Source organism: Amycolatopsis viridis (assembly GCF_011758765.1).
In the GTDB taxonomy this organism is placed as follows: domain Bacteria; phylum Actinomycetota; class Actinomycetes; order Mycobacteriales; family Pseudonocardiaceae; genus Amycolatopsis_E; species Amycolatopsis_E viridis.
Genome location: NZ_JAANOU010000001.1, coordinates 5,291,859 through 5,306,576, shown reverse-complemented (window position 1 = coordinate 5,306,576; position 14,718 = coordinate 5,291,859). Strand labels below are relative to the sequence as shown.

At 68.8% G+C, this 14,718-nt stretch carries 16 protein-coding genes and 1 pseudogene; 16 read left to right on the top strand and 1 reads right to left on the bottom strand.

The features are described 5' to 3' along the window. Positions 1–40 precede the first annotated feature (40 nt). From nusG to rplA, 4 genes and pseudogenes are all read left to right on the top strand, one after another. On the top strand, positions 41–868 hold the full coding sequence (gene nusG, locus FHX46_RS26245) for a transcription termination/antitermination protein NusG (RefSeq protein ID WP_167120212.1): 828 nt from the start codon (positions 41–43) through the stop codon (positions 866–868). A gap of 77 nt (positions 869–945) precedes the next feature. Continuing rightward, complete coding sequence (gene rplK, locus FHX46_RS26240) at positions 946–1,377, top strand: 50S ribosomal protein L11 (RefSeq protein WP_167100578.1); 432 nt, start codon at positions 946–948, stop codon at positions 1,375–1,377. Between the two features lie 39 nt (positions 1,378–1,416). Beyond that, a pseudogene (locus FHX46_RS29170) lies at positions 1,417–1,479 on the top strand (hypothetical protein); the annotation flags it as partial. Between the two features lie 77 nt (positions 1,480–1,556). Next, positions 1,557–2,276 carry a 50S ribosomal protein L1 gene (gene rplA, locus FHX46_RS26235; protein WP_167120209.1) on the top strand — a complete coding sequence of 240 codons (720 nt, stop codon included), beginning with the start codon at positions 1,557–1,559 and terminating at the stop codon, positions 2,274–2,276. 54 nt (positions 2,277–2,330) lie between these two features. On the opposite strand, the gene FHX46_RS28675 is transcribed toward rplA, so the two are convergent. Further along, positions 2,331–2,855: a hypothetical protein gene (locus tag FHX46_RS28675; RefSeq protein WP_243871342.1), complete on the bottom strand. Its 525-nt coding sequence runs from the start codon at positions 2,853–2,855 to the stop codon at positions 2,331–2,333. A gap of 192 nt (positions 2,856–3,047) precedes the next feature. On the opposite strand from FHX46_RS28675, the gene FHX46_RS28670 reads away from it, so the two are divergent. From FHX46_RS28670 to FHX46_RS26175, 12 genes are all read left to right on the top strand, one after another. After that, positions 3,048–3,284, top strand: a complete 237-nt coding sequence (locus FHX46_RS28670) for a hypothetical protein (protein ID WP_243871341.1) — start codon at positions 3,048–3,050, stop codon at positions 3,282–3,284. A gap of 439 nt (positions 3,285–3,723) precedes the next feature. After that, positions 3,724–4,260 carry a 50S ribosomal protein L10 gene (rplJ, locus tag FHX46_RS26225; RefSeq protein WP_094003879.1) on the top strand — a complete coding sequence of 179 codons (537 nt, stop codon included), beginning with the start codon at positions 3,724–3,726 and terminating at the stop codon, positions 4,258–4,260. Positions 4,261–4,305: 45 nt separating this feature from the next. Then, the gene (gene rplL, locus FHX46_RS26220) at positions 4,306–4,698 is read left to right on the top strand and encodes a 50S ribosomal protein L7/L12 (protein ID WP_167100567.1); all 393 of its coding nucleotides are present in this window, start codon (positions 4,306–4,308) and stop codon (positions 4,696–4,698) included. Between the two features lie 187 nt (positions 4,699–4,885). Continuing rightward, on the top strand, positions 4,886–6,064 hold the full coding sequence (locus FHX46_RS26215) for an ABC transporter ATP-binding protein (protein ID WP_167120206.1): 1,179 nt from the start codon (positions 4,886–4,888) through the stop codon (positions 6,062–6,064). Further along, positions 6,061–6,855, top strand: a complete 795-nt coding sequence (locus tag FHX46_RS26210; RefSeq protein WP_167120202.1) for an MlaE family ABC transporter permease — start codon at positions 6,061–6,063, stop codon at positions 6,853–6,855. Before FHX46_RS26215 ends, FHX46_RS26210 begins: the two co-directional genes overlap by 4 nt. A 2-nt stretch (positions 6,856–6,857) precedes the next feature. Then, a complete protein-coding gene (locus tag FHX46_RS26205; RefSeq protein ID WP_167120198.1) occupies positions 6,858–7,697 on the top strand; it encodes an MlaE family ABC transporter permease in 840 nt (279 codons plus the stop codon). A gap of 7 nt (positions 7,698–7,704) precedes the next feature. Next, on the top strand, positions 7,705–9,039 hold the full coding sequence (locus FHX46_RS26200; protein WP_167120195.1) for an MCE family protein: 1,335 nt from the start codon (positions 7,705–7,707) through the stop codon (positions 9,037–9,039). Further along, complete coding sequence (locus tag FHX46_RS26195; RefSeq protein ID WP_167120192.1) at positions 9,036–10,067, top strand: MCE family protein; 1,032 nt, start codon at positions 9,036–9,038, stop codon at positions 10,065–10,067. The genes FHX46_RS26200 and FHX46_RS26195 overlap by 4 nt, the downstream gene beginning before the upstream one ends. Next, positions 10,064–11,050 carry an MCE family protein gene (locus FHX46_RS26190; protein ID WP_167120189.1) on the top strand — a complete coding sequence of 329 codons (987 nt, stop codon included), beginning with the start codon at positions 10,064–10,066 and terminating at the stop codon, positions 11,048–11,050. Before FHX46_RS26195 ends, FHX46_RS26190 begins: the two co-directional genes overlap by 4 nt. Further along, positions 11,047–12,231, top strand: coding sequence for an MCE family protein (locus FHX46_RS26185; protein WP_167120186.1), 1,185 nt, complete (start codon positions 11,047–11,049; stop codon positions 12,229–12,231). Before FHX46_RS26190 ends, FHX46_RS26185 begins: the two co-directional genes overlap by 4 nt. After that, a complete protein-coding gene (locus FHX46_RS26180) occupies positions 12,228–13,454 on the top strand; it encodes an MCE family protein (protein ID WP_167120183.1) in 1,227 nt (408 codons plus the stop codon). Before FHX46_RS26185 ends, FHX46_RS26180 begins: the two co-directional genes overlap by 4 nt. Next, positions 13,454–14,713, top strand: a complete 1,260-nt coding sequence (locus FHX46_RS26175) for an MCE family protein (RefSeq protein ID WP_167120180.1) — start codon at positions 13,454–13,456, stop codon at positions 14,711–14,713. The genes FHX46_RS26180 and FHX46_RS26175 overlap by 1 nt, the downstream gene beginning before the upstream one ends. Positions 14,714–14,718 lie beyond the last annotated feature (5 nt).

The window sequence follows — 14,718 nt, the reverse complement described above, 5'->3', positions numbered from 1 at the left end:
CGGCACCGACACGACAAGCGATCAAACGAGAGGACGGAACGTGACCTCCGAGAACGGCGTCGCAGCCGGCGACGAGTACGACGAGCCGGTCGAGGCGGCCACCGTGGCCGAGGACGAGGCCGCCCAGTCTGACGTCGCGCGGTCCGACCAGGACGCCGACGGCGCGGTCGCCGAACTCGACGCCGAGCCGGCCGAGGCCGCCGGTGAGGACGAGTCCGCCGCCGAGGCCGCTCCGGCCGAGGACGACGACCTGGACCCGGTCGAGAAGCTCCGCAAGGAGCTGCGCTCGCTGCCGGGCGACTGGTACGTCGTGCACTCCTACGCCGGGTACGAGAACAAGGTCAAGAACAACCTCGAGACCCGCACCCAGACGCTGGACGTCGAGGACTACATCTTCCAGATCGAGGTGCCCACCAAAGAGGTCACCCAGATCAAGAACGGTCAGCGCAAGATCGTCCAGGAGAAGGTGCTGCCGGGTTACATCCTGGTCCGGATGGAGCTCAACGACGCCTCCTGGAGCGCGGTCCGCAACACGCCCGGTGTCACCGGTTTCGTGGGTGCGACCTCGAAGCCCTCGCCGCTGACCGTCGAAGAAGTGGTGAAGTTCCTCGCCCCCGAGGTCGAGAAGCCCGCCCCGGCGAAGGCCAAGGGTGAAGCCGCGTCGGACGCGGCCGCTCTGGGCGCGCCCGCGGTCGAGGTCGACTTCGAGGTCGGCGAGTCGGTCACCGTCATGGACGGCCCGTTCGAGACGTTGCCCGCGACGATCAGCGAGGTCAACGCGGACGCGCAGAAGTTGAAGGTCCTGGTGTCGATCTTCGGCCGCGAGACGCCGGTCGAGCTGTCGTTCAACCAGGTCTCCAAGATCTGACGACCCAGTACACTGGATCGTTGGCCCTCGCGCGCAGGCAGGTGCGCGGGGTACTCGGTACTGAATAGGAACTAGGAATGCCACCCAAGAAGAAGAAGCTTGCAGCGATCATCAAGCTGCAGATTCAGGCGGGTGCCGCGAACCCGGCTCCGCCGGTCGGCCCCGCGCTGGGTCAGCACGGCGTCAACATCATGGAGTTCTGCAAGGCCTACAACGCCGCGACCGAGTCGCAGCGCGGCAACGTGGTGCCCGTCGAGATCTCCGTGTACGAAGACCGGTCGTTCGACTTCAAGCTGAAGACGCCGCCGGCCGCGAGGCTGCTGCTGAAGGCCGCGGGCATCGACAAGGGCTCGGCGGAGCCGCACAAGACCAAGGTCGCGAAGGTGACCTGGGACCAGGTGCGGGAGATCGCCGAGACCAAGAAGTCGGACCTCAACGCCAACGACATCGACCAGGCAGCCAAGATCATCGCCGGCACCGCCCGGTCGATGGGTATCACGGTCGAGTAGGTAGCAGGCCGTGAACGCCAACGACATCGAGCAGGCCGCACAGTGCCGATCACAAGCATGATCGCCGGCACCGCCCGGTCGATGGGCATCACGGTCGAGTAAGTCCCGGTCTCCGGGCGTGGGAGAGCCAGGCGCTGGCTCGTCACCACAACTGATCCACTCTCTAGTTAAGGACAGACATGGCAAAGCGCAGCAAGGCTTACCGCCAGACCGCTGACCAGGTCGACCGCACGCGGCTGTACGGGCCGCTGGAGGCCGTCAAGCTGGCGAAGGAGCTCTCCAAGTCCAAGATGGACGAGACGGTCGAGGTCGCGATGCGGCTCGGCGTCGACCCCCGCAAGGCCGACCAGATGGTCCGCGGCACCGTGAACCTGCCGCACGGTACCGGTAAGACTGTCCGCGTCATCGCGTTCGCGGTCGGCGACAAGGCCGCGCAGGCCGAGGCCGCCGGTGCGGACGCCGTCGGCAGCGACGACCTGATCGAGCGAATCCAGGGTGGCTGGCTCGACTTCGACGCCGCTGTCGCGACGCCGGACCAGATGGCGAAGGTCGGGCGCATCGCCCGCATCCTGGGCCCGCGTGGCCTGATGCCGAACCCGAAGAGCGGCACCGTGACGCCCGACGTGGCGAAGGCGGTCACCGAGATCAAGGGCGGCAAGATCGACTTCCGGGTCGACAAGCAGGCCAACCTGCACCTGGTGATCGGCAAGGCCTCGTTCGACGCCGAGAAGCTGGTGGAGAACTACGCGGCCGCCCTGGACGAGATCCTCCGGGCGAAGCCGTCCGCCGCGAAGGGCCGCTACCTCAAGAAGGTCGTCGTCTCGACCACCATGGGGCGCGGCATCCCGGTCGACCCGTCCCGGACGCGCAACCTCCTCGCCGAGGACGCGACCGTCTGAGCTGACCGTTGAGAAGGGCCCCGGCGCTGACCGCGCCGGGGCCCTTCTGCCGTTCTACCGGCTGCTCGACGTGGTCGGGCTGGCCGGGGTACTCGGAAGTGGACAGGTGCGGGGGCCTGGCTGGTGCGCAGTGATGAGCCACTGGCCCTTCTCCACGCGCTGTGCCGTGAACACTCCCAGCGCCGGTCCGCCGCGCACCACGAAACGGCAGGAATCGATCGTTACGGTGTCACTCGCCGGCGGCTCCGAGACCGAGCTTGGAATCGACTCGGCATAGCCGTTGACGTCAGTGACTTGTGCCTTCACCGCCAAAACTGCGTGACGGCAGTCGGGGTAGCCGAGGTCTTCCGCGAACTTCTGCTGTACGGGGATGTCGAACGAACCGCAGGCGAGGTCCGGCCGGTTCTGCGCGATCTGCGCGTAGACCATCCGGACCGATTCGTAGGGTGACGTCGAGAAGATCTTGTTCGTGTGGTAGGTGCCGCCCCCGGTTTGGGAGGCGGGGAGGTCGGGGTCGTCGCTGGGGAAGAAGTGGTCGTAGGCCAGCTTGCCGGCGATGATCAGGACCAGCAGGAACAACAGGGCGGACAGCAGTTTGCCGGCGAGGCGCTTCGCCCATCGGGGGGCTTTGATCTTCGGTCCCGGCTGGGGGAGCGGGGCCGGCTGGAGCTGACCGTGCGGTGGTGGTGGGGCTGGGGGGCCGCCGTGGTGAGCCGGCGTCAGGTGGCCGCTCTGGGTCGGCGCCAGGTGGCTGGGCTGAGCGGTGCCGGGTTGCCATGGCGTCAGGTGGCCGGGCTGAGCTGGGCCGAGTTGGCCCGGGGTGTCACCGCCCGGCTGCGGGCCGTACCCGGGGGCGCTCTGGATCGGCGCGTCCTGCCCAGCGGCAGGCCGGCTGCCGACCTGACGCTGGGCCTCGGTGTAGCGGAGGAAGTCCTGGAACTGCTGGAACTGCTGGAACTGGCGAAGCTGTTCCGGATCCAGCTGCGGCTGAGCGGGATCCACCGCTGAGCCGCTCGCGCCCGGTTGGCCGCCGGGGTTCGGTCCGCCGCCGGTCGCCGCCGGCCCCCCATCGGCTGGAGCCGGCTGGTCGCCGTCGTCGGGGGAGGGCTCGTCGGGTCGTCGGGCTGGTCGCTGCTCCACCACGCGCCCATGATGCCTGCCCCCGCGTGCCCGGGTCAGCACGGACCGCGAAAAGCGGGGGTACCGGCACGCTGCCGAAACCGGCAGGTACGATGGACGACGGTTCTACCGAAGACCGCTGGTTCTTCGCGCCGCTCAGGCGTGAAGCGAAGTGCCCCGAACGAAGAGGGGCGGCCCGCGCAGGAGGAACGAGGCAGGCGCACCACTGGTGTGCCCATGACGCCCCGTGCTTGCTGCGCGTGGGCGTTTTCTTCTTCCCAGGGACTCCTCACAGGCGGTCGACCCAGCCAAAGAGAGGAGGCGACCCATGGCGAAGCCGGACAAGGTGGCGGCCGTCGCCGAGATCGCGGACCACTTCCGCAACAGCTCGGCCACCGTCGTCACGCAGTACAACGGCCTCTCCGTGTCCCAGCTGTCCCAGCTGCGCCGCGCTCTCGGCACCAGTGCCAAGTACCGGGTCGCGAAGAACACCCTCGTGCAGCGGGCCGCGGAAGAGGCCGGCATCGAGGGTCTTCAGGACCTCTTCGTCGGCCCGACCGCGATCGCCTTCGTGCAGGGTGAGCCGGTCGACGCCGCCAAGGCCCTGAAGAACTTCGCCAAGGACAACGCCGCCCTGGTCATCAAGGGTGGCTACATGGACGGCCGCCCGCTGTCCGTCGACGAGGTCAACCAGATCGCCGACCTCGACAGCCGCGAGGTTCTCCTCGCTAAGGCGGCCGGCGCGTTCAAGGCCAAGCTGTCCCAGGCCGCGGCGCTGTTCCAGGCCCCGGCGTCCCAGGTCGCCCGCCTCGCGCAGGCCCTGGCCGACAAGCAGCAGGGCGACGAGGCACCCGCCGAGAGCTGAAGTACCCACCCACCCCGTACCACCCGCTAGGAAAGGAACGCCATCATGGCGAAGCTGAGCACCGACGAACTGCTCGACGCGTTCAAGGAGCTGACCCTGCTGGAGCTCTCGGACTTCGTGAAGAAGTTCGAGGAGACCTTCGACGTCACCGCTGCCGCCCCCGTCGCCGCCGTCGCGGCCGCCCCGGGTGCGGGTGCCGCGGGCGCCCCGGCCGAGGAGGAGAAGGACGAGTTCGACGTCATCCTCGAGGGTGCCGGCGACAAGAAGATCCAGGTCATCAAGGTCGTCCGCGAGGTCGTCTCCGGTCTGGGCCTGAAGGAGGCCAAGGAGCTCGTCGAGGGCGCCCCGAAGCCGCTCCTGGAGAAGGTCGACAAGGACGCCGCCAACGCGGCCAAGGAGAAGCTCGAGGCTGCCGGCGCCAAGGTCAGCGTCAAGTAGTCACGCATTTCGCATCTCGAAAAAGCGGACCATCCCGAGCGGATGGTTCGCTTTTTCCGTTCACCTGGATTGTGGCTTGAAAAACCGGTGAGTAACCTGCTCGGGACTTGACTCGTTGCACCCTGTTGACGCCGGGCAGGCGTGTGCCAGGGTGTTGATCCACGGCGTCGGAGCTGCGGGAGGTTCGATGGGTGCCGAGGTGGTCATCGAAGGTCTGACAAAGTCCTTCGGGCGACAGACCATTTGGCGGGACGTGACCCTGACGCTGCCCCCGGGCGAGGTGTCGGTGATGCTGGGCCCGTCGGGCACCGGCAAGTCGGTGTTCCTCAAGTCCATGATCGGGCTGCTCAAGCCCGACCGGGGCAAGTGCGTCATCAACGGCGTCGACATCGTGCGGTGCAGCGAGCACAAGCTCTACGAGACGCGAAAACTTTTCGGGGTGCTGTTCCAGGACGGCGCGCTGTTCGGTTCGATGAACCTCTACGACAACGTCGCCTTCCCGCTGCGCGAGCACACCAGGAAATCCGAGACCGAGATCCGCCGGATCGTGCTGGAAAAGCTCGAGATGACCGGTCTGGCCGGTGCCGAGAAGAAGCTGCCGGGCGAGATCTCCGGCGGTATGCGCAAGCGCGCCGGGCTGGCCCGCGCGCTCGTCCTGGATCCGGAGATCATCCTGGTCGACGAGCCGGACTCCGGCCTGGACCCGGTCCGCACCACCTACATCTCCCAGCTGTTCATCGACGTCAACGCCCAGATCGACGCGACGTTCCTGATCGTCACGCACAACATCAACCTGGCCCGCACGGTGCCGGACAACCTGGGGATGCTGTTCCGCAAGGAGCTGGTCATGTTCGGGCCCCGCGAGGTGCTGCTGACCAGCGAGGAGCCGGTCGTCAAGCAGTTCCTCAACGGCCGCATGGACGGGCCGATCGGCATGTCCGAGGAGAAGGACACCGCCCAGATGGCCGCCGAGCGCGCCATGTTCGAGGCCGGTCACCACGCCGGCGGCGTCGAGGACGTCACCGGTATCCCGGCCCAGATGCAGCCCACCCCGGGCGTGCCGACCCGGCAGGGCGCGATCCGCCGCAAGGACCGGGTCATGAAGATCCTGCACACGCTGCCGCCCGCCGCGCAGGAGGGCATCATCGAGTCCCTCACGCCCGAAGAGCAGCGCCACTACGGCGTCAGCCCGCGCCGCGCGGTGCCCACCGGCAGCCGGCACGCGGCGGCGGTCACCCAGCCGATGCCGGCGCACCACCAGGGGCAGCTGCCGGAGGACGACATCGCCCGCCTGCCGCAGTCGGCGTGGCCCGGCAGATCCGAGAGCACCGACGGGTCGCGCGGCCCGGGGGCCGGTGAGGCATGAGCTCGACGGCCAACTCGGCCAAGGTTCCCGGGCTCGGGATGCTGCGTGAAACCGGGAAGCTGTTCGCCCTCGGGCTGGACATCATCCGCGGGTTCTTCCAGCGGCCGTTCCAGGTGCGGGAGTTCATCCAGCAGTCGTGGTTCATCGCGAGCGTCACGATCCTGCCGACGGCCTTGGTCGCGATCCCGTTCGGCGCGGTCATCTCGCTGCAGTTCGGTTCGCTCGCGCGCCAGCTCGGCGCGCAGTCCTACACCGGCGCCGGCAGCGTGCTCGCCACCGTGCAGCAGGCTGCGCCGCTGGTGACGGCGCTGCTCGTCGCGGGCGCCGGCGGCAGCGCGATCTGCGCGGACATCGGCGCGCGCACGATCCGCGAGGAGATCGACGCGATGGAGGTGCTCGGCGTCTCCGCGGTGCAGCGGCTGATCGTGCCGCGCGTGCTCGCCTCGATGCTCGTCGCGCTGCTGCTCAACGGCATGGTCAGCGTCATCGGCGTGCTCGGCGGCTACTTCTTCAACGTCGTGCTCCAGGGCGGCACTCCGGGTGCCTACCTGGCGAGCTTCTCAGCGCTGGCGCAGCTGCCCGACCTGTGGGTCGGCGAGATCAAGGCACTGATCTTCGGCTTCATCGCCGCCGTGGTCGCCGCCTACCGCGGGCTGAACCCCGCCGGCGGCCCGAAGGGCGTGGGTGACGCGGTGAACCAGTCCGTCGTCATCACGTTCCTCATGCTGTTCGTCGTGAACTTCGTGATCACGCTCATCTACCTGCAGATCGTCCCCGGAAAGCTGAGCTGATCATGGCGAGCATCGGTCAGACGGCGAAGCGGATCGTCCACCGTCCGCTGGAGTTCCTGGACACCCTGGGCGACCAGATGTCGTTCTACATCCGGGCGTTGGCGTGGACACCACGCACGATCCGCCGCTACACCAAGGAGGTGCTGCGGCTGCTGGCGGAGGTGAGCTTCGGCTCCGGTTCGCTGGCGGTCATCGGCGGCACGGTCGGCGTGATGATCGGCCTGACCCTGTTCACCGGTGTGCTGGTCGGCCTGCAGGGCTACTCGGCCCTGAACTCGATCGGCACCTCGGCGTTCACCGGGTTCCTCACCGCCTTCTTCAACACCCGGGAGATCGCGCCGCTGGTCGCGGGGCTCGCGCTGTCGGCGACCGTCGGTGCCGGGTTCACCGCCCAGCTGGGCGCGATGCGGATCTCCGAGGAGATCGACGCGCTCGAGGTGATGGGCGTGCCGAGCCTGCCCTACCTGGTGACCACGCGGATCATCGCCGGGTTCGTCGCGGTCATCCCGCTGTACGTGATCGGGCTGCTGTCGTCGTACCTGGCGTCGCGGCTGGTGGTCGTCTACATCTACGGGCAGTCGGCCGGGACCTACGACCACTACTTCAACCTGTTCCTGCCACCGCAGGACGTCTTCTACTCGTTCGTCAAGGTGCTGATATTCAGCGTCGTGATCATCCTGACCCACTGCTACTTCGGGTACCGCGCCTCGGGCGGCCCGGCCGGCGTGGGTGTGGCGGTGGGCCGCGCGGTGCGGCTGAGCATCGTCACGGTCGCCATCATCAACTTCTTCATCGGGTTCGCCCTCTGGGGGACCTCGGTGACGGTCCGGATCGCAGGGTGAGGACACCATGGTGACCTTGCGCCGCAGGCTGCTGGGCCTGCTCCTGATCGCCGTGCTGGTGGGCGGGGTGACCCTGTCCATCGCGATGTACGACAACGCCTTCACGCCGACGGTCGAGGTGAAGCTGCAGGCCGGCGAGGTCGGTAACCAGCTGCTGCCGCAGTCCGACGTCAAGGTGCGCGGGCTCATCGTGGGCTCGGTGAAGTCGATCGAGGCGGGCACCGAGGGCGCCACGCTGACTCTCGCGCTGGACCCGGAGTCGGCGAAGCTGATCCCGGAGAACGTCAGCGCCCGCTTCCTGCCGAAGACGCTGTTCGGCGAGCGGTACGTGTCGCTGGAGATCCCGGACCGGCCGTCGGCCAGGACGCTGGCTCCCGGCGACGTGATCCCGGAGGACCGCACCCAGGACGCGGTCCAGCTGGCGAAGGCGCTGGACGACCTGCTGCCGGTCCTGCAGGCCGTGCAGCCGGAGAAGCTGTCCACCACCCTGACCGCGATCTCCACCGCGCTGCAGGGCCGCGGCGAGACGCTCGGGCAGACCCTGTCGGAGCTGGGCACCTACCTGGGTGACCTGAACCCGCACCTGCCGCAGTTGCAGCAGAACCTGCGCGAGCTGGCGAAGTTCTCCGACAACCTCAGCACCGCCGCCCCGGACCTGGTGCAGACGCTGGACAACCTGTCCACCACGACCCGGACGGTGTTCGACGAGCAGCAGAACCTGCAGGCCCTCTACGGCAACGTGACGGCCGCGTCGCAGACCCTGGAATCGTTCGTGCGCGCCAACGCGAGCAACCTGATCAGCCTGGCCGAGAACTCGCGCCCGACCGCCGAGCTGCTGGCCCGGTACGCGCCGGAGTACCCGTGCCTGTTCGGGTCGATGGCCCAGCTGGTGCCGCTGGTGGACCAGGCGCTCGGCAAGGGCACCAGCCAGCCCGGCCTGCACGCGACCATCGAGATCGTCACCAACCGCGGGCCGTACCAGCCGGGCCGCGACGAGCCGCGCTTCGCGGACAAGCGCGGTCCGCGCTGCTACGACGTCAAGGATTTCCCGCAGCCGTTCCCGCAGTACCCGCCGGAGGGGCCGATCAAGGACGGGGCCCAGCCGACGCCCGGCTCGCGCGCCGCCAGTGACGGTCTCGTGCCGGCCAACACGATCGCGAACGCCGGTGGCTACAACGGTGGCGGCGCGGCGGGCGGCAACCCGGCCAACAGCCGCGCGGAACTGGACTTCCTGTCCCAGCTCGTCGGCCCGCAGGTCGGCGTCGACCCCGCGGACATGCCCGGGTGGTCCAGCCTGCTCGTCGGGCCGCTCTACCGGGGCGCGGAGGTGACGGTCAAGTGAGGGGACTGCTCGCGCCGCTGATCAAGCTGACGATCTTCATCGTGATCACGGTGTTGTTCACGGCGATCCTCGGCATCAGCATCGCCAACATCAACACCCAGAACACCACCGGCTACAGCGCGCGTTTCACCGACGCGACCCTCGTGCTGCCCGGCGACGACGTGCGCATCGCCGGGGTGAAGGTCGGCCAGGTCACCGACGTCAAGATCGTCGACCGCCGGCAGGCTCAGATCGACTTCCAGGTCGACTCGGGCCGCACCCTGCCCGCCGGGGTCACCGTGCAGATCAAGTACCGCAACCTGGTGGGCCAGCGGTACCTCTCGCTCGCGCAGGGCACCGGTACCGACAAGGGCACGCTCAAGCCGGGCAGCACCATCCCGCTCGAGCACACCCGCCCGGCGCTGGACCTCGACGAGCTGTTCAACGGGTTCAAGCCGCTCTTCCGCGCACTGAACCCGGAGGACGTCAACAAGCTGTCCTACGAGCTCATCCAGGTCCTGCAGGGCGAGGGCGGCACGATCGACAGCCTGCTCGCCCACACCGCGTCGCTGACCACCACGATCGCCCAGAAGGACCAGGTGATCGGCCAGGTGGTGACCAACCTGAACACGGTGCTCGACGCGGTCAACGCGCACACGCCGCAGCTGACCGACCTGATCGACAAGCTGCAGCGGCTGACCACCGGTCTGGCGCAGGACCGCGGTGCGATCGGTGACGCGATCGACGCGCTGGGCGGGCTGGCGAACACCACGTCGGGCTTCGTGCAGCAGGCGCGGGACCCGCTGAAGAACGACATCTCGGCGCTGGGCGGGCTCGCCCAGAACCTCGACGACAGCGAGCCGCTGGTGGAGCACTTCATCCAGTTCCTGCCGCAGAAGGTCACCACGCTCACGCGCACGGCCGACTACGGTTCCTGGTTCAACTTCTACCTCTGCTCGGCCTCCGGGAGCGTGTCGCTGCCGCCACTGATCAACCAGGAGATCAACATCCCGATCCTGCCGCAGACCAGGGACCGGTGCGGATCATGAGGAGCTTCCAGTCACGCAACCCGGTGCCCATCGCGGTCGTCGGCCTCGTGCTGATGGTGCTGGGCCTCGTCGCGGCGCTGAACGCCGACAACCTGCCGATCATCGGCGCCGGGACCAGCTACCAGGCGGAGTTCAGCGAGGCGGCCGGGCTCAAGCCCGACGACGAGGTGCGGGTCGCCGGTGTGAAGGTCGGCAAGGTCACCGACGTGGCCCTGGACGGCGCCTCGGTGAAGGTCACGTTCAAGGTCAAGGACGCCTGGCTCGGCGACAAGACCGCGGCCGCGATCAAGATCAAGACCTTGCTCGGCCAGAAGTACCTGGCGCTGGACCCGGTCGGCGACAAGACCCTGGACCCGGGCAGCCCGATCCCGCGGGAACGGACGCTCGCGCCCTACGACGTGCTGGACGCGTTCCGGGACCTGTCCACCACGGTGAACGACATCGACACCAACCAGCTGGCGCGCTCGTTCGACGTGCTGTCGCAGACGTTGTCCGGCACTCCGCAGAACGTCCGCGGCGCGCTCAACGGCCTGTCGCAGCTGTCGGACACGATCGCCAAGCGGGACACCCAGCTGTCGGAGCTGTTGCAGAACACCAACCAGATCTCGCGGACGCTGGCCGACCGGGACCAGCAGCTGACCCGGTTGCTGTCCGACGGCAACCTGGTGCTGCAGGAGGTCGCGGCCCGTGAGCAGGCGATCTCCACGCTGCTGACCGGTTCGCAGGAGCTGTCCCGGCAGTTGCAGGGGCTGATCAGCGACAACGACGCCCAGCTCGGCCCCGTGCTGACGTCGCTGGACCAGCTCACCTCGATGCTCCAGCGCAACCAGGACAACCTGGCCCAGGGCATCGCCCGTTTCGCGCCTTACATCCGGGTGTTCACCAACACCGTCGGCAACGGGCACTGGTTCGACAACTACATCTGCGGCCTGATCCTGCCGTCGGTCGGCCCCTTGAACGAAGAGGGGTGCAATCAGAAATGACGGAAACCCGCTTCGGACGGTCCCTCGCGCGGGGCGTCGCCGCCGCGTGCGTGCTCGGTCTCGTCGTGGCCGGCGTGCTGTGGTGGACGCTCAAGGACGCCGACCGCAAGCACGTGACCGCGTACTTCACCAACGCGACCGGCCTCTACGTCGGCAACAGCGTGCGCGTGCTCGGCGTGGACATGGGCAAGGTGACCGCGGTGCAGCCGATGGGTGACCGGGTCAAGGTCGAGATGGAGTACGACCGGGCGGTCCGGGTGCCGGCCGACGCGCAGGCCGCGATCGTCGCGCCGTCGCTGGTCAGCGACCGGTACGTGCAGCTCGCGCCGGCCTACACCGGTGGCCGGGTGATCAGCGAGGGCGCGGTCATCCCGTTGGAGAAGACGGCGGTGCCGATCGAGGTCGACCAGCTCTACGCGAGCCTGGACAAGATCAGCCAGTCGCTCGGCCCGAACGGGGTCAACTCCAACGGCTCGCTGTCGGACCTGCTCACCACGCTGGCGCAGAACCTGGACGGCAACGGCGAGGCGCTGCACGACACGATCACCAAGCTGAGCCAGGCGTCGCGGACGCTCGCCGGCAACAAGGACGACCTGTTCGCCACGATCAGCAACCTGGCCGACTTCACCACCACGCTGGCGCAGAGCGACGGCCAGGTCCGGCAGTTCGAGCAGCGGCTGGCCGACGTGTCCGGGTACCTGGCGGGCGAGAAGGACAACCTGGCCGCCACCGTGCGGCAGCTGGGCACCACGCTCGCCACGGTGCAGCAGTTCATCGACAACCACCGCGACCGGCTCAAGTCCAATGTGGACAGGCTGGCCAGCGTGACCAGGGTGCTGGTGGACCAGCGCAGCGCGCTCGCCGAGATCCTCGACGTCGCCCCGGTCGGGCTGAACAACGTGATCAACGCCTACAACGGCTCGTCGGGCACGCTGGATGCCCGGCCCAACCTCAACGAGCTCACCCAGCCGCCGATCGTGATGATCTGCAACCTGCTCAAGCAGACCCCGAAGGCGCTGGACGCCCTGGGCAACCTGTGCAGCTCGGTCGCGCCCCTGCTGGACGGCGCGGTGCCGCTGCCGTCGGTCGCGCAGACCGTGCACGCGTTGCAGAAGGGCGAGCTGCCTCCGCTGCCGCTCCCGCTGGCCCAGACCGTCTACGGAACGGGGGCGGGCCGGTGAGGAAGGCGCTCGCGTTCGTCGCCGCCGGCGTGGCCGGGGCGCTCACGTTGTCCGGCTGCGCGTTCGGCGGCATCTACGACGTGCCGCTGCCCGGCGGCGCCGACCTCGGTGACCACCCGTACACGGTGAAGGTCCAGTTCGCCGACGTGCTGGACCTCGTGCCGCAGGCCGGTGTCAAGGTCGACGAGGTGCCGGTGGGCCGGGTCGAGGAGATCGGGCTGACCCCGGACGGGTGGCACGCCGAGGTCACCGTCCGGCTCAACGGCGGTGTGAAGCTGCCGGCCAACGCGCTGGCCAACATCCGCCAGTCCAGCCTGCTCGGCGAGAAGTACGTCGAGCTGACCTCGCCGGGTGCGGACCTGGCGCAGGGCACGCTGAGCGACGGCGCGGAGATCCCGCTGGCCCGCACCAACCGCAGCGTCGAGGTGGAGGAGGTGCTCGGGGCCCTGTCCATGCTGCTCAACGGCGGCGGGGTGGAGCAGCTGAACACCATCACGAAGGAGCTCAACGCCGCCACCGAGGGCCGTGAACCGGACATCCGCCGGTTGCTGGACAACGCCGACCAGCTGGTGTCCACCTTGGACGCCCAGTCGGCGGACATCACCCGCGCCCTGGACGGCCTCAACCGGCTGTCCAGCACGCTGGCCGGGCAGAAGGACCAGATCGTGAACGCGATCGACCACCTCGGGCCGGGCTTGGGCGTGCTGGAGCAGCAGCGTTCGCAGCTGGTCACCATGCTCCAGGCGCTGCGGAACCTGTCCGGTGTCACCGTCGACACGCTGCACCGGAGCCAGGAGAACCTGGTCGCCGACCTGCGGGCGCTGCTGCCGACGCTGCAGAAGCTCGGCGAGGCCGGCGCCGACCTGCCCAAGTCGCTGGAGATCCTGCTGACCTACCCGTTCACCGACGCGGCGGTCGACGGCGTGAAGGGCGACTACTTCAACCTCTACGCCAAGGTCGACCTGAACCTGCAGAACGTGCTGCAGAACCTCAGCCGCAGCAGGCAGAACCCGCTGGGCGGGCTGCTGCCGCCCGCGCTGGACGGGCTGACCGGCGGGGTCGTCGGCGAGCAGGCCAACCAGCCGCCCCCGCTACCGCTACCGCTGCCGCTGGGCGCCGCGGCCAAGAGCGCGGCCACCAGCGGTGCCGCGGGCGGGACCGGGGCGCAACCGCAACAGACCGGGGTGGCGGGCATCTTCGGGCTGCTCGCGGGAGGTGCGTGATGCTGGTTCGCAGGACGAAGATCCAACTGGTGGCCTTCCTGGTCATCTCCGTGGTCGCCGTGGTGTACGCGCTGATCCGGTTCGCCGGGCTCGGCCAGGTGTTCGGCCAGCACGGCTACAGCGTGAAGCTGGAGCTGACCCAGTCCGGCGGCATCTTCACCGGCGCCGAGGTGACCTACCGCGGCTTCAACATCGGCAAGGTCGGCCAGCTGCGGCTCACCGCGCAGGGCCTGGAGGCCGAGCTGCAGATCTCGCCCGGCACGCCGCAGGTGCCGGCGAACCTGCAGGCCGTGATCGCCAACCGGTCGGCGGTCGGCGAGCAGTTCGTGGACCTGCGGCCGGTCGCCGACGGCGGGCCGTACCTGCGGGGTGGCGAGGTCATTCCCGCCGCGAAGACGAAGACTCCGATCGGCACCGACCAGATCATCAGCGACCTGGACAACCTGGCCGCGTCGGTGCCGAAGGACGCGCTGCGAACCGTCGTCGACGAGTCCTACGACGCGTTCAACGGCACCGGCCCGGGCTTGCAGCAGCTGCTGGACACCGCGCGCGACTTCACCGCCACGGCCCAGCAGTACCTGCCGCAGACCGTGCAGCTGCTCGACTCGGGCAAGAAGGTGCTCGCCACGCAGAACGCCGAGGCGGGCAACCTGACCGAGTTCAGCCGCAACCTCAACCAGCTGTCGGCGACGCTGAAGGGTTCCGACGCCGACATCCGGCGGCTGATCGAGGTCGCTCCCGGTGCCGCGCAGACGCTCAACCAGTTCGTCACCGACCTCGGGCCCGGTCTCGGCGAGCTCACCGCGAACCTGCTGACGACCTCCAACTTGCTGCTGACCCGGCAGGACGGCGTGCAGCAGGTCCTGGTCAGCTACCCGGTGCTGGCGGTGGGCGCGCGCAGCGTGGTGTCCGGGGACGGCACGGCGCACCTCGGGCTGGCGCTCAACCTGTTCGACCCGCCGGTGTGCACGAAGGGCTACATGAGCCCCGAGCAGTACCGGCCCGGCAACGAGACCACGCCGCGGGACCCGAACTTCAACTCCTACTGCGCCGAGCCCAAGGGCAGCCCGATCGACGTGCGCGGTGCGCAGAACGCGCCGTACAACGGGGTGCCGGTCGCGCCGACGCCGCACGACGTGCAGCAGAATGCCGACCGCGACGAGCAGCAGCTGGCGTACATGCGGGGCACCCCCGGCGTCGTCGGCTCGCCCGGCGTCACGATCACCAGCCTGACCGCACTGCTGGGCCTGCCCGGCTGACGCCG